At 61.7% G+C, this 19,451-nt stretch carries 20 protein-coding genes; 4 read left to right on the top strand and 16 right to left on the bottom strand.

Features of this window, described 5'->3' with window-relative positions; translation table 11 throughout:
- Window positions 1-284: 284 nt before the first annotated feature.
- The 15 genes from Q9451_RS10510 to Q9451_RS10440 form a co-directional block, all read right to left on the bottom strand.
- Complete coding sequence (locus tag Q9451_RS10510) at window positions 285-1,214, bottom strand: ketoacyl-ACP synthase III (RefSeq protein ID WP_012273519.1); 930 nt, start codon at window positions 1,212-1,214, stop codon at window positions 285-287.
- 287 nt (window positions 1,215-1,501) lie between these two features.
- Complete coding sequence (locus Q9451_RS10505) at window positions 1,502-3,064, bottom strand: flagellar hook-associated protein 3 (RefSeq protein WP_012273520.1); 1,563 nt, start codon at window positions 3,062-3,064, stop codon at window positions 1,502-1,504.
- A gap of 13 nt (window positions 3,065-3,077) precedes the next feature.
- Window positions 3,078-5,120, bottom strand: coding sequence for a flagellar hook-associated protein FlgK (flgK, locus tag Q9451_RS10500; RefSeq protein ID WP_012273521.1), 2,043 nt, complete (start codon window positions 5,118-5,120; stop codon window positions 3,078-3,080).
- A gap of 12 nt (window positions 5,121-5,132) precedes the next feature.
- Window positions 5,133-6,287 carry a flagellar assembly peptidoglycan hydrolase FlgJ gene (flgJ, locus tag Q9451_RS10495; RefSeq protein ID WP_012273522.1) on the bottom strand — a complete coding sequence of 385 codons (1,155 nt, stop codon included), beginning with the start codon at window positions 6,285-6,287 and terminating at the stop codon, window positions 5,133-5,135.
- Between the two features lie 11 nt (window positions 6,288-6,298).
- The gene (locus tag Q9451_RS10490) at window positions 6,299-7,414 is read right to left on the bottom strand and encodes a flagellar basal body P-ring protein FlgI (RefSeq protein ID WP_012273523.1); all 1,116 of its coding nucleotides are present in this window, start codon (window positions 7,412-7,414) and stop codon (window positions 6,299-6,301) included.
- A 6-nt stretch (window positions 7,415-7,420) separates the two neighbouring features.
- A complete protein-coding gene (flgH, locus tag Q9451_RS10485; RefSeq protein WP_012273524.1) occupies window positions 7,421-8,116 on the bottom strand; it encodes a flagellar basal body L-ring protein FlgH in 696 nt (231 codons plus the stop codon).
- 36 nt (window positions 8,117-8,152) lie between these two features.
- Entirely contained in the window at window positions 8,153-8,938 is a 786-nt protein-coding gene (gene flgG, locus Q9451_RS10480; protein ID WP_012273525.1) for a flagellar basal-body rod protein FlgG, read from the bottom strand.
- 47 nt (window positions 8,939-8,985) lie between these two features.
- Window positions 8,986-9,726 (bottom strand): flagellar basal-body rod protein FlgF, encoded by a 741-nt coding sequence (flgF, locus tag Q9451_RS10475; RefSeq protein WP_012273526.1) that lies wholly within the window; start codon window positions 9,724-9,726, stop codon window positions 8,986-8,988.
- A 160-nt stretch (window positions 9,727-9,886) separates the two neighbouring features.
- Complete coding sequence (locus Q9451_RS10470; protein WP_016498521.1) at window positions 9,887-10,069, bottom strand: hypothetical protein; 183 nt, start codon at window positions 10,067-10,069, stop codon at window positions 9,887-9,889.
- 158 nt (window positions 10,070-10,227) lie between these two features.
- Window positions 10,228-11,550 (bottom strand): flagellar hook protein FlgE, encoded by a 1,323-nt coding sequence (gene flgE / locus Q9451_RS10465; RefSeq protein ID WP_012273528.1) that lies wholly within the window; start codon window positions 11,548-11,550, stop codon window positions 10,228-10,230.
- 28 nt (window positions 11,551-11,578) lie between these two features.
- The gene (flgD, locus tag Q9451_RS10460; protein WP_012273529.1) at window positions 11,579-12,280 is read right to left on the bottom strand and encodes a flagellar hook assembly protein FlgD; all 702 of its coding nucleotides are present in this window, start codon (window positions 12,278-12,280) and stop codon (window positions 11,579-11,581) included.
- Between the two features lie 12 nt (window positions 12,281-12,292).
- The gene (flgC, locus tag Q9451_RS10455) at window positions 12,293-12,736 is read right to left on the bottom strand and encodes a flagellar basal body rod protein FlgC (protein WP_012273530.1); all 444 of its coding nucleotides are present in this window, start codon (window positions 12,734-12,736) and stop codon (window positions 12,293-12,295) included.
- Window positions 12,737-12,738: 2 nt separating this feature from the next.
- Window positions 12,739-13,149: a flagellar basal body rod protein FlgB gene (gene flgB / locus Q9451_RS10450; RefSeq protein ID WP_012273531.1), complete on the bottom strand. Its 411-nt coding sequence runs from the start codon at window positions 13,147-13,149 to the stop codon at window positions 12,739-12,741.
- A gap of 272 nt (window positions 13,150-13,421) precedes the next feature.
- Entirely contained in the window at window positions 13,422-14,249 is an 828-nt protein-coding gene (gene cheR, locus Q9451_RS10445; protein ID WP_012273532.1) for a protein-glutamate O-methyltransferase CheR, read from the bottom strand.
- Between the two features lie 49 nt (window positions 14,250-14,298).
- A complete protein-coding gene (locus Q9451_RS10440) occupies window positions 14,299-15,228 on the bottom strand; it encodes a chemotaxis protein CheV (RefSeq protein WP_012273533.1) in 930 nt (309 codons plus the stop codon).
- A gap of 77 nt (window positions 15,229-15,305) precedes the next feature.
- Between Q9451_RS10440 and flgA the strand changes: the two genes are divergently transcribed.
- The 4 genes from flgA (at window position 15,306) to Q9451_RS10420 (ending at window position 17,877) form a co-directional block, all read left to right on the top strand.
- Window positions 15,306-16,058 carry a flagellar basal body P-ring formation chaperone FlgA gene (flgA, locus tag Q9451_RS10435; RefSeq protein ID WP_012273534.1) on the top strand — a complete coding sequence of 251 codons (753 nt, stop codon included), beginning with the start codon at window positions 15,306-15,308 and terminating at the stop codon, window positions 16,056-16,058.
- Window positions 16,059-16,222: 164 nt separating this feature from the next.
- A complete protein-coding gene (gene flgM / locus Q9451_RS10430; RefSeq protein WP_012273535.1) occupies window positions 16,223-16,537 on the top strand; it encodes a flagellar biosynthesis anti-sigma factor FlgM in 315 nt (104 codons plus the stop codon).
- 49 nt (window positions 16,538-16,586) lie between these two features.
- The gene (locus Q9451_RS10425; RefSeq protein ID WP_012273536.1) at window positions 16,587-17,054 is read left to right on the top strand and encodes a flagellar protein FlgN; all 468 of its coding nucleotides are present in this window, start codon (window positions 16,587-16,589) and stop codon (window positions 17,052-17,054) included.
- Window positions 17,055-17,133: 79 nt separating this feature from the next.
- Window positions 17,134-17,877 (top strand): flagellar brake protein, encoded by a 744-nt coding sequence (locus Q9451_RS10420; protein ID WP_012273537.1) that lies wholly within the window; start codon window positions 17,134-17,136, stop codon window positions 17,875-17,877.
- A 105-nt stretch (window positions 17,878-17,982) separates the two neighbouring features.
- On the opposite strand, the gene Q9451_RS10415 is transcribed toward Q9451_RS10420, so the two are convergent.
- A complete protein-coding gene (locus tag Q9451_RS10415; RefSeq protein ID WP_012273538.1) occupies window positions 17,983-19,326 on the bottom strand; it encodes an MFS transporter in 1,344 nt (447 codons plus the stop codon).
- Between the last annotated feature and the right edge of the window lie 125 nt (window positions 19,327-19,451).

Here is a 19,451-nt window from a genome sequence, read left to right as displayed (position 1 = left end):
GAGGGCTTTTTCGAAAAAAAAATGCTGGCATGGGGCCAGCCCCGAGAAATCAAGGGGTTAAGGCCGGTTTATTGGCGTCAAAAACCCAGAACGAAGCAGCCACAGCTCCCTGTAGGAGCAGCCTTGCGCTGCGAAGAGGCCCGCACGACCACAAAAATTCATTTGCCTTGCTGGCCCCTTCGCAGCACAAGGCTGCTCCTACAGGGCATCGGGGCCGCATGCCACAGACATGAAAAAAGCGCCGGGCGGTGGCTGCCGGGCGCTTTTTTGGACTAACCGGGGGATCAGTCGCGATACAGGATGGCAGAGCCCCACGACAGGCCCACACCAAAGCCACTGATGGCCACACGCTTCCAGCTGCCATCGAGCATGTGCTTCTGCAGCAGCAGCGGCACACTGGAGGACACGGTATTGCCGGTTTCCAGCATGTCCTTGACGAACTTCTCCGGGTGCTGCTCTTCGAAACGTCGCGCCACGGCGTCGACAATCGCCGCACTGCCCTGGTGAATGCAGAAGGCATCGATATCCGACGACTTCAGGCCACTGGCATCCAGCAGTTCGTGCAGGTGCGCCGGCACCTTGACCAGGGCAAAGTTGAACACCTGGCGGCCGTTCATGAAGAACTTGCCATCGGTGACCTTCAGGTGCTCGGCACCGGAACCATCAGTACCAAAACGCGCCTGGCCGAGGTTCCACACCGCATCTTCGCCCATCCAGGTAGCCGTGGCGGCATCGCCGAACAGCATGGTGGTGTTGCGGTCTTCCGGGTCGACGATCTTCGAATACGGGTCGGCGGTGATCAGCAGGCCATTCTTCAGCCCTGCCGCCTCCATGAAGCCCTTGATCGCATACAGGCCATACACGTAGCCCGAGCAGCCCAGCGACACGTCGAACGCCGCCACGCGGGTCGACAGGCCAAGTTTGCTCTGGACGATGGCGGCGGTGTGCGGCAGGCCTTCTTCGTCACCGTTCTGGGTGACCACGATCAACGCATCGATCGATTGCGGATCAAGGTCGGGGTTGCTGGCGAACAGGGCCCGGGCGGCTTCCACGCACAGGTCGGAGGTTTCCTGTTCTTCGGCCTTGCGCGGCAGGAACGAGGCGCCGATCTTGCCGAACATGAACTCTTCGTCCTTGCCGAACTTCGCACCCTGGACGTAGTTGTCCAGGCCAGCGGTGGGCACGTAACTCGCGATGCTTTTGATGCCAATCATTCTGGCTTCCCAATGAAAACAGCCAAAGACCACCACTCGATGAATTGAGGGCGCCAAATACCGGAGCGTCACCGCCAGGGGTTGAAGGCAGAGCTCGCCTGCGCACCGGTAACAAAATGCTGCAACAGCTGCTGCATAGAATACAGGGAAGATGACCGTTTTGACTCATTGGTCACATTGAAATGCTACGAAAGCCGTGCCAATGGTGTGGAGACTGGGGAATTCGAGGAATGACCAGGCGGACACAAGGCCGATGTGGGGGCGGCCTTGTGTCGCGAAAGGGCAGCTTAAAGCTTGTTGAACAGGCTCAGCTGGGAAATACGCGAGAAAGCCAGCTGCGAGGCCTCCAGCATGGCCTGTTGCAAGGTCAGGGTGATGGCCGCCTGCGACATGTCGGTGTTGCCGATGGCGTTCTGGGTGGTCTTGTTGGCCAGGCCCAGGCTGGTGTTCTCCTGGCGCTGGATCTCCAGCGAGTTGCCACGGGCACCGATCGAACCCCGGGTAATGTCCACCTGCTCACGGGCGCTGGCCAGGTTGGCGATGGCCGAAGCTGCCGCGTCCTTCAACGCATTGGCCGAGCCAGCACCGGTCACCGGCGTGTCCAGCGCAGCACGCAGCTGGCTGATGGTTTCCAGCACGTTCTGGTTCTGGTGGGTATTGGCAGTGACCGCGAACTGGTCACCCGCCTCCGGCGAACCGGCCACCTGGTAAGTCACCCCGGCCACGGTCAACGACGGCGCGGTAAAGGTACCCGTGGCTATCGCCTTGCTATCGGCCGTCAGCGGCTGGGCATAGAGCTCGTAAGCGCCAGGACCTGTGAACTTGATCACCGCACCATTGCTGGGGAAGGTGCTGCGATAGGCGGCTTCGTCGGTCACGCTGCTGCTGGTGATCTGGGCACTGGACGTGTTGTTGCCATTACGCGTGGCATTGAACGAGTCTGGGCGTGCCTCCAGGGAAAACTCGCGCCCTGCCACCGCCGCATCGGCATCGGCGCCCTCTTCCAGGGTAACGGTGATTTCGAACTCCACGCCACGCAGGGCAATGCGGTTGGCCCCTTCCGTCTTGCTGTCGAATGTACCGTTGGTAGGGGTTTCAGACGTAACGTCCCGGCCATTGGCATCGGTGATGGTGTATTGGGTTGCGCTGGTGAAGGTCAGCTTGTATGGCTGGCCTGCCGTGAAGCTGTTGTTGTAACTGGTGCTCGAGGTCATCAGGCCTGACGACACCCCGACCACGCCATCGTCGGTGGCAGGCACCAGCAGGGTCGACTGGGTGCGGCTCTTGTTGCTGGCCGAGTCGAAGATGCTGAAACCCGTGTCGTTGGTAGCCAGGTTCAGGGTATCGGACACCTGCAAGCTCAGCTGGGTCTGGTCGCCGTGGTAGCTGTAGGTGCCATCGGAATTGCGCACATAGGGCGGCGTAGTGCTTTTGGAGCCGCCAAACATGTAGTCGCCGTTGGCATCGCGCGAGTTGAGCAAACCGAAGATATTGGCCTCGATCTCTTTCAGCTCGGTGCTGATGGCTGTGCGATCAGAGTCGGTAACCCCAGCGCCACCGGCGCGAATCGCCAGCTCGCTGGCGCGCTGCATGGCGTCGTTGATGGTGGAGAGCACGCTCTCCTCCTGCAGCAGCGAATTGCTGACGGTATTGATGTTGCCGCTGTACTGGTCCAACAGCGCCTGCTGCTGTTGCAGCAGCAGCAGGCGCGCAGCACCGACCGGGTCATCGGCGGCGGTCTGGATACGGATACCCGACGTTATCTGATCGTTGGTCTTGTTCATGCTGGAGAAGTTCTTGGAGTAGCTACTGGCGCTGGCCTCATAGAACTGAGCAGTGGAAATACGCACGAGAGTCTACTCCTTACAAAGCATTGATCAGGGTGCTGAAGGTTTCTTGCGCCGCCTTGATGATCTGCGACGACGCCGTGTAGTAGTGCTGGAACTTGACCAGGCTGGCCGCTTCGTCATCCAGGTTGACCCCAGACACCGCACTGCGACTCTCACTGGCGGACTTGAGCACCGCCTCGGTCGCCGTGGTGTCGATGGTCGCCTGGTTGGCCTTGGCACCTACGCGCTCGACCAGCGAAGCATAAGCCGAGGTGAAGCTGGTGCCGCCGCCAGAACCGGTGTTGACCGTCGACTTGGTCTGCAAGCCCAGCAGCGCCGTGGCGTTACGGTTGTCGGCCTTGCCGTCGGCATTGAACGACAGGGTAAAGCTGTCATTGGCTGCCGGGCTGCCGCCGATAGTGGTCTCGACGCTGAAGGTACGCGGGTTGCCGCTGGCATCCTTGATTGGGTTTCCGGCCGCATCGAGCATCGGCACGGCAATCGACAGTTTGTTGTCCGTACCCGGCACCACGCTGCCAGTGCCGATCTGGGTGCCCTTGGCATCGAACAACTTGTAGCCTTGAGAACCACCGCTGGCAGCATCGAACACCACGCGCACCGGCATCGAGTCGCGAATCGACTGCTGGATCAGCGCGGTGTCGGCACCGCCGTAGATGTCCAGCGATTCGCCCAGGGTCGGCTGGGTGATGGTGCCCGTGCCGCTGTTGCCGCTGCCCGAGGTGGCGCTGATGGGCCCGGCGAAGGCCAGCTTGTTGGCATCGGTCAGGGTGGTGGTGATGCTGCCGGCCGCAGCGCGCGTAGGGATAACCTTGAAGCTGTCGCCTGCCGCCAGGCCGCCACCGTTCAGCGACAGGCTGAAGCCGTCGATCACCGGCGCCGGGTTGGCGTTGAGGTCGAAGCTGCCCATGTCGGTGCCGTCGGAACGGCGCACGCTGTACTGGTTGGCGCTGGTGAACTTGACCTCGTAGTCGTAGGTGGTCAGCGCACCGCTGTTGGCGATGGTCACATCCAGGTTGCCAGAGCCGGAACTGTTGTTCGACGAGGCCAGGCTGCGCTGCGCAAGGGCAGTGGCACTGTTGATGCTGGAGAACAGCGAGCTGCCGAACTGGCCATTGGCATCCAGGCCCTGCCCCAACTGGCTGTTGATGCTGTCAGCCACCACCAGGGCAACGCGCCCCAGCTCGTTCATCGACGGCGTCAGCACATCCTGGCGATAGCGCAACAGGCCACCGATCGCGCCACCGGTCACCACCGAGGTCACATCAGAGCTGAACGACTCGTAGTTGATACGCAGGCTGGCCTGGCTCTTGTCGGCAGCACCAGGCTCTACCGACAGGGTGTTGGCCTTGTTGCCGGTTACCAACGACTGGCCGCTGCCCAAGTACACGTCGTAGTTGCCGTCACGCTCCTGCACCGTGACACCCACCAGCTCGTTAAGCTGACGCACCGCTTCGCTGCGCGCATCCAACAGGCTGTTAGGGGTGTTGCCAGTGCCGCTGGCCGCGGCGATCTGCTTGTTGTACTCGGCAATGCTGGCGGTCAGCTTGTTGACCTGGCCGGCCATGGTGTCGAGCTGGGAGTTGATCGTGGCATTCTGCTGGGTGAGCTGGGTGCTCACTGCGTTGAAACGGTTGCTCAGGGTTTGCGCCTGAGTCAGCAGCAGCTGGCGCGAAGCGACGTCACCGGGCTTGGCCGCTGCAGTCTGCAGGGCCGAGAAGAATGCGGTGAGCACCGAGCTGATGCCGGTGTCACGGTCGGCCAGCAGCTTGTCGATGCTGGTGATCTGGTCCTGGAAGGCAACCGAGTCCGCCTGCAACGAGGTGGCGGTCTGCAGTTGGTTGTCCAGGTAGGAGCTATAAATGCGGCGCACATCCGCCAGCGTGGTACCTGTACCCAGGAACCCGGCGCCGATGTTGTGCGAGGCCCCCGCTGCCTGAATCGTCTGCTGGCGCGAATAGCCACTGGTCGCGGCGTTGGCGATGTTGTTACTGGTTACCGACAAGGCCGCCTGGCTGGCACTCAGGCCACTCAGGCCGATCGAAATCAGGCTCGACATGATTTAGTCCTTTTATAGATTCGTGGTTCTGCCAGCCATGGCGTACTGCGGGGTTGACTGCATTTGCTGGGCGATGCTGATGATCTTTCTCGCATAGCCCGGGTCGGTCGCATAACCTGCCTTTTGCAGCTCTCTTGCAAACTGCTCAGGGTTATCGGCCGAGTCCAGCGCATCTTGATAGCGCGAATTGCTCTGCAACAGGCTTACCAGGTCGTGGAAGCTGTCCTGGTACGAGTCGTAGCTGCGGAACGCCGCCGTTTCCTTGACGAACTGGCCATCGCGGAATTCGCTGGTGATCGCCCGCGCCTGCTCGCCCTGCCAACTGCCAGTGGCTTTGATGCCGAACAGGTTGTGGCTGCTGCTGCCATCGCTGTTGCGCATCACCGACTTGCCCCAGCCGGTTTCCAGCGCGGCCTGGGCCACCAGGTAGCGTGGGTCGATACCAATGCGCTTGGCGGCCTGCTCGGCCATCGGCAACATGGTGGCGACGAATTCATCACTGTCGGCAAACGCCTTGTTCGGCGCCAGCGGTGGCTGGGCCACGGCACGGCCGACAATGCGCAGGCCGTTGTCGGGCACGGCGAAGGCCTTGGCCACTTGCTGGCCGTCACGGGCTGGCACAGCGGCGGTATTGGTGGTGGCCGCCGATGGCACGATACCGGCCAGCAGGCGGTCGGTGAGCTTGCTCGGCAAGGCCAGGCGCCGCGAGTTGAGCGCAGCGACGTCGTTGCGGGTCGTGGACGCGTCCGTGGCATGCACCGGCTCTGCGACCTTGTTGCCCCACAATGCCGGGCCACTGTTATCGACGCGCGGGAACGGGCTGGTGTTGACCGACGCACTGCGGCCCTTGGTCAGCTGACGCACCAGTACGTCCTGCAGGCCGATACCGCCCCCTTCGCGGGACATGCTCACGGCCAACTGCTGGTCGTACATGTCGCGGTACTGCTTCACCGTTTCAGTGTTCATCGGGTTGTCGTCGGCCAGCACGTCGCTGGCCTTGCGCGAGGCCTTGAGCATTTCGCTGATGAACAGCGATTCGAACTCCTGGGCCACCTTGCGCACGTTGGCTTCGCTGTCGCGATCGCCGTGCTTGAGGGCACTGAGGCGGTTGAGGTCGGTATAGGCGCCGCTGTCGACTCTGCCGGAAACCTGGCTTTTGATGTTCATCCGCGCCGTCCTCAGATCACGATCAGGTCGGCCTGCAAGGCGCCGGCCTGTTTCAGGGCTTCGAGGATCGCCATCAGGTCGCCGGGCGCGGCGCCCACCTGGTTCACCGCGCGGACGATTTCATCCAGCGTGGTGCCTGGGCCAAACTTGAACATTGGCTTGGCTTCCTGCTCGGCGTTAACCCGCGAACGCGGCACCACGGCGGTCTGGCCGTTGGAGAACGCGCCCGGCTGGCTGACGATCGGGTCTTCGGTAATGGTCACGGTCAGGCTGCCATGGGTGACCGCCGCCGGCGACACCTTGACGTTCTGGCCGATGACGATAGTGCCGGTACGCGAATTGATGATGACTTTGGCCACCGCCTGGCCTGGGTCGATTTCGAGGTTTTCGAGGATCGACAGGTAATCCACACGCTGGCTTGGGTCCATCGGCGCACTGACCCGCACCGACCCACCGTCTACAGCCTGCGCCACACCTGGGCCGAGCAGGTCGTTGACCTTGTCGACGATGCGCTTGGCGGTGGTGAAGTCGGGGCGATTGAGGTTCAGGGTCAGGGTATTGCCCTGGTTGAAGCCACTCGGTACCGCACGCTCGACACTGGCACCACCCGGAATACGGCCAGCCGACGGCACGTTGACGGTAATTTTCGACCCGTCACGGCCCTCGGCGTCGAAGCCGCCCACCACCAGGTTGCCCTGGGCGATAGCATAGACGTTGCCGTCGATACCCTTGAGCGGGGTCATCAGCAGGCTGCCGCCGCGCAGGCTCTTGGAGTTACCGATCGAGGAAACGGTAATGTCCACCACCTGGCCAGGCTTGGCGAACGCCGGCAAGTCGGCATGCACCGACACCGCCGCCACGTTCTTCAGCTGCACGTTGCCGGAACCGGCCGGCACCTTGATGCCGAACTGCGACAACATGTTGTTGAAGGTTTGCAGGGTGAACGGCGTCTGGGTGGTCTGGTCACCCGTACCGTTCAGGCCCACCACCAGGCCGTAACCGATCAACTGGTTGGAACGCACGCCAGAAATGCTGGCGATGTCCTTCAGGCGCTCGGCCTGGGCCGCAAAGGCACAGGACAGGAGCAGGGTTGCGGCAATCAGCTGCCTTGCGTTGAACATGGTCATCCGTACTCAGAAAGGCCAAAGCGGGCTGATGAAGAAGCGGTCCAGCCACCCAGGCTGGCTGGCATCGGCGAACGAGCCAGTACCGGAATAAGTGATGCGCGCGTCGGCCACACGGGTGGACGGCACGGTGTTGTCGGTGGCGATATCGTCGGCACGCACCATGCCGGCAATGCGCACCAGCTCTTCGCCGGTGTTCAGGGTCAGCCACTTCTCGCCGCGCACGGCGATGATGCCGTTGGGCAGCACTTCGGCCACGGTCACGGTAATCGAACCGGTCAGGGTGTTGCCCTGGGTGGCCTTGCTGTCGCCTTTGGTGGCGCGCTCGCCGTTGTAGCCGGCTTCCAGCGACAAATCACCACCGCCGAACGGGTTGTTGGTGTTCGGTGTGCTGCCAAACAGCGAGGTCAGGCCGATGTCGGCCTTGCTGTTCTTCTGGATCTGCGAGCCCGCGTTCTTGCTGGCCGAGGTTTTCTCGTTGAGGGTGATGGTGATGATGTCACCCACCCGGAACGCCTTGCGGTCGCTGTACAGGTTCTGCTCGAAACCGGCCTGGTAGATCGAACCGTTGTTGGCCGCTGCCGGCAATGGGGTGCGCGGCAACACCGGCGCGTAGTACGGGTCGTTGGGCTTGGGCGTCGGCGCGACGCAACCTGCCAGCAACACCGCCCCCCCCAGGGCGAAAACGGACAACAGACGATTCATGACGCTTACCTCACGGGTGCAACGGAGTGACAGGGCTTAGAGCTGCTGGGTTACGAACGACAGCATCTGGTCGGCGGTGGAAATGACCTTGGAGTTCATCTCGTAGGCACGCTGGGTGGTGATCATGTTCACCAGCTCTTCCACGGTGCTGACGTTGGAGTTTTCCAGGGTCTGCTGCTGGGTGGTGCCGAAACCGTTCAAGCCTGGGGTGCCGACTTGTGGCGCACCACTGGCGGCGGTCTCGAGGAACAGGTTGTCGCCGATTGCCTGCAGGCCAGCCGGGTTGATGAAGTCGGCGGTCTGGATGTTGCCGATCACCTGCGCTGCCGGGTTGCCGGCGGTGGTGATCGACACAGTGCCGTCCTGGCCGACGGTGAAGGTCTGCGCATCGTTTGGCACCACGACAGCAGGCTCCAGGGCGTAGCCATTGGCGGTGACGATCTGGCCGTCGGAGTTCAGGTGGAAGGTACCGTCACGGGTGTACGAAACAGTGCCGTCCGGCTGCAGAATCTGGAAGAAACCACGGCCGTTGACCGCCATGTCCAGCGGGTTTTCGGTGGTTTGCAGGCTGCCGGCGACGAAGCTTTTCTGGGTGCCGACAATGCGCACACCGGTACCGACTTGCAGGCCCGAAGGCAGCTCGCTGTCCTGGGTGGACTGGGCACCAGGCTGACGCTTGATCTGGTAGAGCAGGTCGGCGAACTCGGCGCGATCACGTTTGAAGCCGGTGGTCGAGACGTTGGCCAAGTTGTTGGAAATGACCGTCAGGTTGGTGTCCTGGGCGGACAGGCCGGTTTTAGCGACCCAAAGAGCCGGAAGCATGTAAGTTCTCCTCGTGCGCCTGTTTTACGGCACCCGTTCAAAAGTGATTAGCCGATTTGCAAAACCCGAGCCATGGCTTCGTCGCCTTCCTTGGCCGTGTTCATCATCTTGACGTGCAGTTCGAACTGGCGAGACAGCGCCAGCACCGAGGTCATTTCCTCGACAGCATTGACGTTGCTGCCTTCCAGGAAGCCTGCCACCACCCGCACGTTGACGTCGGCATCGGCCGGCTGGCCGGAGGTGGTGTGGATCAGGCCATCCAGGCCCTTCGTCAGGCCTTTGGTGTCCGGGTTGACCAGCTTGATGCGGTCGACCTCGGCCATCACCCGCGGGTCTTCACCCATGGAGCGGATGCTGATGGTGCCGTCGGCGCCCACCTCCACTTTCTGCTCTGGCGGGATGGCGATCGGGCCACCGTTGCCCATCACCGGCATGCCATTGCCGGCACGCAGCACGCCGAGGGCATCGATGTTCAGGCTGCCGGTGCGCACATAAGCCTCGCTGCCGTCCGGTGCCTGCACGGCGATGAAACCCTTGCCGGTCACGGCAACATCCAGGTCACGCCCCGTCTCAACCAACGGACCTTCGCTGAAGTCGGTGGCCGGGCGCTCGGTCATGGCAAAGGCGCGCGCCGGAAAGCTGTCGCCAAACACCGGCATCGAACGGGCCTGCTCCAGATCACGCTGAAAACCGTTGGTGGAAATGTTCGCCAGGTTGTTGGCGTGGGCCTTCTGCGCCAGCGCGTTCTGGCTGGCACCGGTCATGGCCACATAAAGCAACTTGTCCACAGTATCTCCTCTGCGCGTCGCTGCCGCGCTGTCACTTGGCAGGTTCGAAGCAATAATCGAACCAAGTCTGAAACCGCCTGTTTATGGGGGTTTAAGCGGGGCGAGGGGCAAAAAACGTCAGTTTGTCGGCGGATGTTTGCCGCCTGCGGCAAAGGCTTGTTCAGAAGGTGCGGCAAGCGGCGTTGTTGTAGGGGCCGGAATGGCGCACCCAACCTTCGCCCGGGTTGCTGGCCGAACACAGGTAGCGGCCGGTGGCCAGGCTTTGCCATTGGTAGAACGGGGCGGGAGCGGCCGAGAGCGGCAAGGCCATGGCCAGGAGAGCTGTGAGCATTAGCCGTTTCATGGAGGGGGAACCTTCGAGAATTTGGGGCCGCGTTGCGGCCCATCGCGACACAAGGCCGCCCCTACAGGTGAACGTGATCTCCTGTAGGAGCGGCCTTGTGTCGCGATGGGCTGCAAAGCAGCCCCAATTACAGACAACACCACACTAACAAGCGACCATCAGGTCATCTGAATGATGGTCTGCATGATGGTGCTTTCGGTGGAAATGGTCTTGGCGTTCGCCTGGTAGTTGCTCTGCGCCTTGATCAGGTTGACCAGCTCACCGGTCAGGTCGACGTTGGAGTCTTCCAGCGCACCGCCAGTGATCTGGCCCAGGGTGCCGGTGTCCGGGGCGCCGATCACCGGCACACCCGAAGCGTAGGACTCTTTCCAGTTGGTGCCGCCAATCGGGGTCAGGCCCTGCAGGTTGGCGAAGTTGGCGATGGCCACCTGGCCGATCACCTTGTCCTGGCCGTTGGTGAAGTTGGCGAACATGTTGCCGCTTTGGTCGATGGTCAGGCCCGACAGCTCACCGGTGGCAAAGCCGTCCTGGCTCTTGGCGGTGGTGGCGGATGCGGCGTTGTACTGGGTGGTGCCAAGCATGTCCAGGTTGACCCCGGCGACGTTGGCGGTAGCGCCGTTGGCACCCCATACACCGGCAGCGTTCTTCTGTGCCGGGATCCAGTTGTCGAGGGTGAAGCTTTTGTTGGCCGCGATGGTCATGCCACCCGCTACCGGGCCTGCGGTCATGGCCGCAGTGTCCAGGGTACCGTCAGATTTGAACGGCAGCTTGTTGGCCAGCGGCGTGGTCGAAGTCGGGTCGGCCGGGTTGCGCCCGTCGATGGTGGTGTACATGGTCCAGGAGTTGCTGGTGGCATCCTTGACGAAGTACTGGTTCAGCTGGTGCGCGTTACCTTGGCTGTCGTACACATCGGTATTGAATGTGTAGTTGTAGGTGCCAGTGTTGGCGGGGTCGAACGGCGTCACGGCCGGTGCAGTGGCGCTGGAATTCAGGTTGACGTTCTCGGAGATTTTTCCGGTCGGGTTCGGCGTCAGGTTCGAGGTGTCGATCTGCAGATCAGTCAACACGCCCTGGGTGATCTTGCCGTTGGCATCCACGGCATAACCTTGCAGCTTGGAGCCGGACGCGTTGACCACGTAGCCGTCCTTGTCGCTGTAGAACGCACCGGCACGGGTGTAGATCTTCGAGCCGTTGTCGCTCATCACGAAGAAGCCGTTGCCATCGATGGCCATGTCCAGCGCCTGGCCGGTGCCGTTGATGTTGCCAGGGGTGAACAACTGCGACACAGCTGCCGTCTTCACGCCCGTGCCGACGGTGTTCTTGCCGGCACTGGTACCGCGAATGGAGTTGGAGTACTGGTCGGCGAACTCGGCGCGCGACGACTTGAAGCCGGTGGTGGCGACGTTGGCAATGTTGTTGCCGGTAACGTTCAGGGCCTTGTTCGCTGCATAGAGGCCGCTAAGGCCGATATTGAAAGACATGTGTAACTCCTGTCGTTTTGCTCAGGCCCTAGATGCCGATGCTTTGGATTTTGGAAAGCGCAACACTGCCCAGCCCAGCCAGGTTGAGTGTCATCTCCGAACCGTTGGTACCCATGGTCACACTGGTCACCGAGGCCGGCAGGTTGGTGGTCATGGCCGTGGCCTTGCCGTCGATCGAAGCGGTAGCCTTGAAGGTGTAGGTACCTGCTGCCGCTACTTCGCCGTCATCGTTCTTGCCATCCCAGGTAAAGTCGATCTTGCCGGCTTTCTGAGTACCCAGGTCGATGGTGCGAACCAGCTTGTCATCCTTGTCGTAGATACCCACCGAGGTGGCGGTACTGGACGAGGTGAGGTTGACCGTGCCTTTCAAATCCTTGCTGGTGTCGACCACCGCCTTGTCGGTCTGGACAATCACATTGCGCCCGACCAGTGACGACGCCTGCAGCGCCTGGGAAGACTGCAGCCCCGCCGCGATATAGGTCACCGAGTCATTGAGCGACTGCATGCTCTCAAGGCTACTGAACTGCGCCAACTGCGCCACGAACTCGCCGTTTTCCTGTGGGTCGAGCGGGTTCTGGTTCTTCATCTGGGTAACCAGCAACTGCAGGAAGGCATCTTTGCCCAGTGCACTGCCGGCAGCGCCGGTGTTGCTGTTGTTCTTTGACGCCTGCTTCTGCAGTGAGGTCAGGTACGCACTGTTGACGTCAGAGGTGGAATTGGTGGTAGTCATGTCGGCTTCCTATCACTGCCCCAGGGTCAGGACTTTCTGCATCATGCTCTTGGCCGTGTTCATCAGCTCGGCGTTGGTCTGGAACGCGCGGCTGGCGGAGATCATGTCAGCCATCTCCTCGACCACATTGACGTTCGGGTAGTAGACGTAGCCATCCTTGTTCGCCGCCGGGTGGTTAGGCTCGTAGCGCGCCTCCAGGGTGCTCTGGTCTTCGACGATGCCTTTTACCTGCACGCCCTGCCCTGCTTCGCCCTGGTCTTCGAACAGCGATTGGCTGCCGCCAGCCTGTGCGTTCTGGAAGGTGGTGGCGAACACCGGGTGGCGAGCGCGATAGGTCTGGTCGATGCTCGAAGACACGGTCTCGGCGTTGGCAATGTTGGACGCGACGGTGTTCAGGCGCGTGTTCTGCGCGCTCATGCCGCTACCGGCAATGTTGAAGACACTGGAAAGGGACATGGTCATTCTCCCCGCAGGGCGGAAACCAGCCCTTTGAATTTACTGTTGAGCAAGGTGAAGCTGGCCTGGAAGCCAATGGCGTTTTCGGTGTAGTTCGATTGCTCGATCTGCGCGTCCACGGTGTTCTGGTCGATCGACGGCTGCAGCGGCGTGCGGTACTTGAGGGTTTCATCCGCCATGGCCAGGCCATCAGCCTCGATGTGCCGGCTGTTGGTACGGTCAAGGCTGAAGCGACCGCCGCTCTGCTGCTTGTCGCTTTCGGCGGCGAGCACCGAGGCGAAGTCCATGTCACGCGCCTTGTAGTTGGGCGTATCGGCGTTGGCGATGTTGTTGGCCAGCACTTCGGCGCGCTGGGCGCGGAAGCCCAGGGCCTTTTCGTGAATACCAAGCGCCTTGTCGAAGCTGATGCTCATGTCGGGGAAACCTTCGAAGGTTGACCGGAATTTCGTTGAGCAAGGTATAGCAAGGGCTGTGCCAACCCTTGAAAAGCCAGAGAATACGGGGCTGCGAGATGAAGTACTGTCAAGGTGATGCCAGAAAAGCGGCAAAGGCCTTCCGCCTAGGGCGGCGAAAGCGGCAATTGCCGGGCGGCAAAAGCGGTAAAACAAAAAATTGACGTCAGTGTTTGGCGATGTAGGTGTGGCGCCTGGGAGATCGAGCGCCACCACACCCCTCAAGACAGACCCTACTTGGCCTGGTAGATGATGCCCGGGCTGCATTGGACCATCTGGTAGTGGTCCGGCAAGCCATTGAGCGCCTCCGAGGCGCCGAGGAACAGGTAGCCACCCGGCTTCAAGGTACTGTGAATGCGCAGCAGGATGTCCCGCTTCACCTGCGCCGAGAAGTAGATCAACACGTTGCGACAGAACACGATGTCGAACTTGCCCAGGCTGGCATAGCTGTCCAGCAGGTTGAACGAGCGGAACTCGACGCGACTGCGAATCGCCGGCTTGACCGCCCAGCGCCCAGGCCCCTTGGGGTCGAAATAGCGCTGCAGGCGCTCCTGGGACAAGCCGCGGGCAATCGCCAGGCTGTCGTACTCACCGGTCTTGCAATTGTTCAGCATGGTGCCCGACAGGTCGGTGGCAACAATCTGCGCGCCCATCTTCAGCTGGCCGAGGTTGCTGCGCTCGAACTCGTCGATGGCCATGGAGATGGAGTACGGCTCCTGCCCCGACGAACAGGCCGCCGACCACATGCGCAGGCGCTGGCCGGGGTTGTTGCGGATGAACTCGGGGATCACCTTGTTCTTCAGCACTTCGAACGGGTAGGTATCGCGAAACCACAGGGTCTCGTTGGTGGTCATGGCATCGACCACCTGCTCACGCAAACCGCCGCGCGGCTGGGCCTGGATGCGCTGCACCAGCTCGCCCAGGCTCTTGATGCCCTGTTGTTCCATCAGCTTGTTGAGACGGCTGGAAACCAGGTACTGCTTATTCTCGCCCAGCAGGATGCCACAGGCTTTCTCCAGGAAGACCCGGAACTGTTCGAAATCCAAATTACCCGTAGACACTACTGCCGCCTCTTTTCAATCACTGGTGCCGGGGCATGCCCCGGCTGCTTCAATGCGCTGCCTTGATCCGGTCGACCACCCGCTGGGCCAGGTCGTCCGGCTTGAACTTGGCCAGGAAGTCATCGGCACCGACCTTCTTGACCATTGCCTGGTTGAACACCCCGGAAAGCGAAGTATGCAGGCAGATGTGCAATTTTTGCATACGCGGGTCGCTGCGGATCTCCGCCGTGAGCGTGTAGCCGTCCATTTCCGGCATTTCAATGTCCGAGATCATCATCAGGAACTCTTCTTCCGGCTTTTTGCCCTCATCCACCAACTGACGCAGGTAGTTCAGAGCCTGACGGCCATCGTTGAGCGCAACCACTTCGACCCCTACGGTCTGCAGGCAGCGGCTGACCTGCTTGCGCGCCACCGACGAATCGTCGACGGTCAGCACCCGCATCAGCACGGCCTTGTCCTGCACCTCGGCATCGATCACCCCAGCCGATACCGACTCGGACGAAGGCGACACTTCAGCCAGCACCTTTTCCACGTCGATGATCTCGACCATGCGGTTGTCCACCCGGGTGACCGCCGTCAGGTAGTGGTCGCGACCGGTCCCCTTGGGTGGCGGATGAATCTCTTCCCAGTTCATGTTGACGATGCGCTCCACCGAGTGCACCAGGAAGCCCTGGGTCTTGGTGTTGTACTCGGTGATGATCACGAAGCTGTTGCGCGTGTCTTCCCGCAGCGGTCGCAACCCGGTGGCCATCGACAAGTCGAGGATCGGGATGGTCGCCCCACGGATATTGGCAACGCCACGCACCACCGGGTGCGCCTTGGGCAGCAGGGTCAGCGCAGGGCATTGCAGCACTTCCCTGACCTTGAATACGTTGATGCCGTATAGCTGTTCGCCATTGAGGCGGAACAGCAGCAATTCCAGGCGATTCTGCCCCACCAGCTGCGTGCGCTGGTTGACCGAATCCATAACACCCGCCATGCCAGACTCCTTTATCTTTCAGCCTTTCGTTGCAACTCAGGTAGCGAGTCGGCACGGGCTTTGCTTTTTTGAGCGTCATGCACACGAAAACGACATTTTTCCGACGATTGACGCGCCTGCTGACTGGCTCGCTGGCCACCCTGTGTCTGCTGGTGCCCGGCGTTCGCACGGTGGCGGACGCGTTTACCTTGCCTGAACAGCTTATCGGTGTCACCCAAGGGTTTCTTGAATTCACCGTCGAAGACTATCTGGCCACCACCCAGACCGCCGGCCGCTATGAAATCCAGGTCAACCCACTGGACCCGCGCCTGCGCATGCCGCTGTGCAGTCAGCAGCTGGACGCCTCACTGGAAAGCCCGGCTCAGCCGTTGGGCCGCGTGACAGTGCGGGTGCGCTGCGATGGCGCGGCGCCGTGGACGGTGTTCGTCCCCGCCACCGTGCGGCTGTTCCGCGACGTGGTGGTGGTTACCCGCCCGCTCAAGCGCGACAACACGGTGGGCGAAGGTGACGTGGCCCTGCGCGAGCGGGATGTCGGCACCCTGGGCCAGGGCTTTCTGACCGAGCTGGACCAGGCGGTGGGCATGAAAATGCTACGCCCCACGGTGATCGACCAGGTGCTCACCCCGCAACACCTGGAACAGGCCGAGGTGGTACGCAAGGGAGATCAAGTGGTGATCATTGCCCGCAGTGGCAGCCTGAGCGTGCGCATGCCGGGTGAGGCCCTGAGCAAGGGCGGCCTGAGCGAGCAGATACGGGTACGCAACCTCAACTCCAAGCGAGTGGTGAAGGCCAGGGTGACCGGCCCCGGCCAGGTCGAGGTGAGTATGTAGGCCAGCCACCAGATTGCGCTGGCAGTGAGGAACCGCTTTTCCTAAACTGTGTCAGAACACGGGTTCGCGAGCTTGCTGACAGGCGGCGATGCATTTGTGCCTAAAGTTTCTATCGGGTTGGCCGAAAACAAGGCAAGCGTCCAAATACCCAGAGGTTTCTGATCATGGTCATCGACTTCAGTCGTTTGAATAACTCTCCGTCCGTCACGGGCGGCGTGCGCGGCAACACCGCGTCCGGCAGCGCCGAAAAACCGGCAGCCAGCCAGGAAGCGGCAAGTGCCACCAGCACCAGCGGAGAAGCGGTACACCTCAGCCAAGAGGCACAGCAGTTGCAGAAGATCAGCGACAAGCTGCGCGACGAGCCGGTGGTCAACAGCGCCCGTGTGGCCCAGTTGAAACAGGCGATCGCCGACGGCAGCTACCAGGTCGATGCCGGCCGGGTCGCCAGCAAACTGCTCGATTTCGAAGCCCAGCGCTGACCGTACGGCGCGCTGACTTCACGGACGCTAGAAAAGCCAAGAGTTAGCCATGCACGACACCACCTTGCTGCAACTGATCGAAGATGACATTGCCCCGATGCAGGAACTGCTCGACCTTCTGCACAAGGAGGCGATCGCCCTGCATGGCCGCGACATGCCGCTGCTGGAGCAAATCCTGGCGCGCAAGCAGTCGTTGATCATCTTGCTCGAGCAGCACGGCCAGCGCCGCAGCCAATTGCTCGGCAGCCTGGGCCTGAGTGCCGACCGCAGCGGTGTGCAGGCGGTAGCCGCGCAGTCGCCGCATGGCGATGTGATGCTGCAGCGCCTCGACATGCTGTCGCAACTGATGGACGACTGCCAACAGGTCAACCAGACCAATGGCCGGATCATCCAGGTGCAGCAACACGTCACCAACAACCAGGTCAGGATCCTCATGGGCGGCGATTCGCCCTCGCTCTACGACAGCCGCGGCAGCACCTCGCCGCTGGCCAAGCCGCGCGCCCTCAGCCAAGTGTGATTTTTCTATCAAGGCACGGAACATACTGGCAAAATGCCGTTACTTGCGTGTGTCGCTTTTGCCTGGAGAACGATAAGCCGTGTTCAATGAATCCGATGCCCCGCAACCACCAAAGGTGCTGAGCACCCCCTTGGAAATTGCGGCCAACTTGCGGCAGTTGCAGGAAAGCCACGACCCCCTGATCATCACCTTCCACGACCGCAGCCAGCGTTTCCAGAGCTACGTGGTACACGTGGACCGAGAAAGCAACACCCTGGCACTGGACGAGATGATCCCTCGTGACGGCGAGAAGTTCATCGAAAACGGCGAGCACTTTCGCGTCGAAGGCTTCCACGATGGCGTGCGCATCGCCTGGGAATGCGACCACGAGCTGAAGATCAGCGAAGTCAACGGCCACCGCTGCTACAGCGGCGCCCTGCCGCAAGAGATGACCTACCACCAGCGCCGCAACGCCTTCCGTGCCGCGCTGAAACTGTCGCAGCTGGTCGATATCATCCTCGATGGTGCCCACCTCAAGGGCAACGGCGCCCTGCGCGGCAAGCTGCTGGATATTTCGGCCACCGGCTGCAAACTGCGCTTCGAAGGCAATGTCGAAGACCGCCTGCAACTGGGCCAGGTGTATGAGCGCTTCAAGGCGGGCAACCCGCTCGGCCTGGTGGACACCATGGTCGAGCTGCGTCACCTGCACTATGAAGAGCGCATCAACACCACTTTTGCCGGCGTGCGTTTCCATAACCTGAGCGGGCAGGCACAGCGCAAGATCGAGAGCTTTGTGTACCAGCTGCAGCGTGAGGCGCGGCGGTTCGACAAAGACGACTATTGATCGTCGGCTGATTGCAAAAACGCCACCTGTCGAGGTGGCGTTTTCATTTGTGGTCCTCCTGTGCCGACCCTTTCGCGGGTTTAGCCGCAAAGGGCCGGCACAAGCTTAAACGGACTTGCTGACCTCCCCTTCCGGCGCAGCCGCTTGTTGCTCGGCGGTCTTCTCTTCCTCCTCGGTATCCTCCGCCGCCACCGGTGCCTGCATCACGTCCTGCACAGTCTGCTCATCCACCCGTGGGTCCAACGCTGCCGACAGCGGTGAGCCGGCCGCCGGCATGGCCACGTGACCCAGCGGTGCGTCCTGCACCTGATGCAGGCCGGTAACCGCTTTCGGTCGGATGCGCCACACCAGCACCAGCGCAAAGAACACGAAGAAGGCATACAGCATCTGCGCGCCCAGCATCTTCATCAGCACACCCGCCGCCAGCGGCCCGATGCACGCGCCCACGCCATAGGTCACCAACAGCATGGCCGTCAGCGACACCCGCCGCTCGCTCTCCACGTGGTCGTTGGAAAACGCCACAGCCAGCGGATACAGGCAGAACTGCAGCAACGAAATCAGGAAGCCGATACCGAACAGCAGCTCCAGCGGCACACTGGGCAGTATCGCCAATGGCGCAGCGGCCAGCGCCAGGCCTATTGCCACGCTACGGATCAGCACTGCCCGGTCGTAACGGTCAGACAACCATCCCAGCGGCCACTGCACCAGCAGGCCGGCAAAAATGCAGCTACCCATGAACAGACCAATCTGCTCGGTCGTCATCCCTTGGCTTGAGGCATACAAAGGCGCCAAGCCGTAGAACGAACCCACGATCAACCCGGAACCGAGCACCGTACTGAGCGACTGCGGCACACGCTTGATGAAGAACTTCGGCTCCATCGGGGCCGGGCGCAAGGGCGCCGGGTGAATGCGCCGGGTCATCGCCACCGGCACCAGGCACAGGGCAAAGCACATCGCTACCAGCATCAGCAGCTCAGGGCCGAGCTGCGGGTGGACCACCAGAATAAGCTGGCCCAGGACCAGGCCCAGGTACGAAGCGATCATGTAGCCGCTGAACACCGCGCCGCGGTGTTTCACATCGGCCTGCTCGTTGAGCCAGCTCTCGATGACCATGTACTGGCACATCATGCCCAAGCCCACGATCATGCGCAGCCCCACCCAGGCAGGCAGCCAGTTGGTCAGGCCATGACCGAGCACTGCGGCGCCGACAATACCGGCGCAGGTGGCATAGGCGCGTATATGCCCTACCCGGCCGATCAGCCGGTGGCCGACTTTGCCGCCAACCGCCAGGCCAAAGTAGTTGGCCGCCATCAACGCACCCACCCACAGGCTGTCGACATGGTCGGCAGCCAGGCGCAGGGCCAGGTAGGTACTGAGCAGGCCCGAGCCGATCAACATCATCAGCGCGGCGAAATACAACGACTGAAACGGCTTCCATACATTTCGCATACGTACCGAGAAGCTCCCTGGTCAGGTGGCGGTAGGTGCTAGCAGCATAAGGGCAAATGCCGGTCAGTGCAGGCCCCCGCCAGCAAAATGCCGCGGCGAGGACGTGTCCGATGCAGGTCGTGTCG

Source organism: Pseudomonas sp. NY8896 (assembly GCF_039634505.1).
Note: the sequence above shows the minus strand (reverse complement) of the source record. Positions and strands in the feature narration are given on the sequence as shown.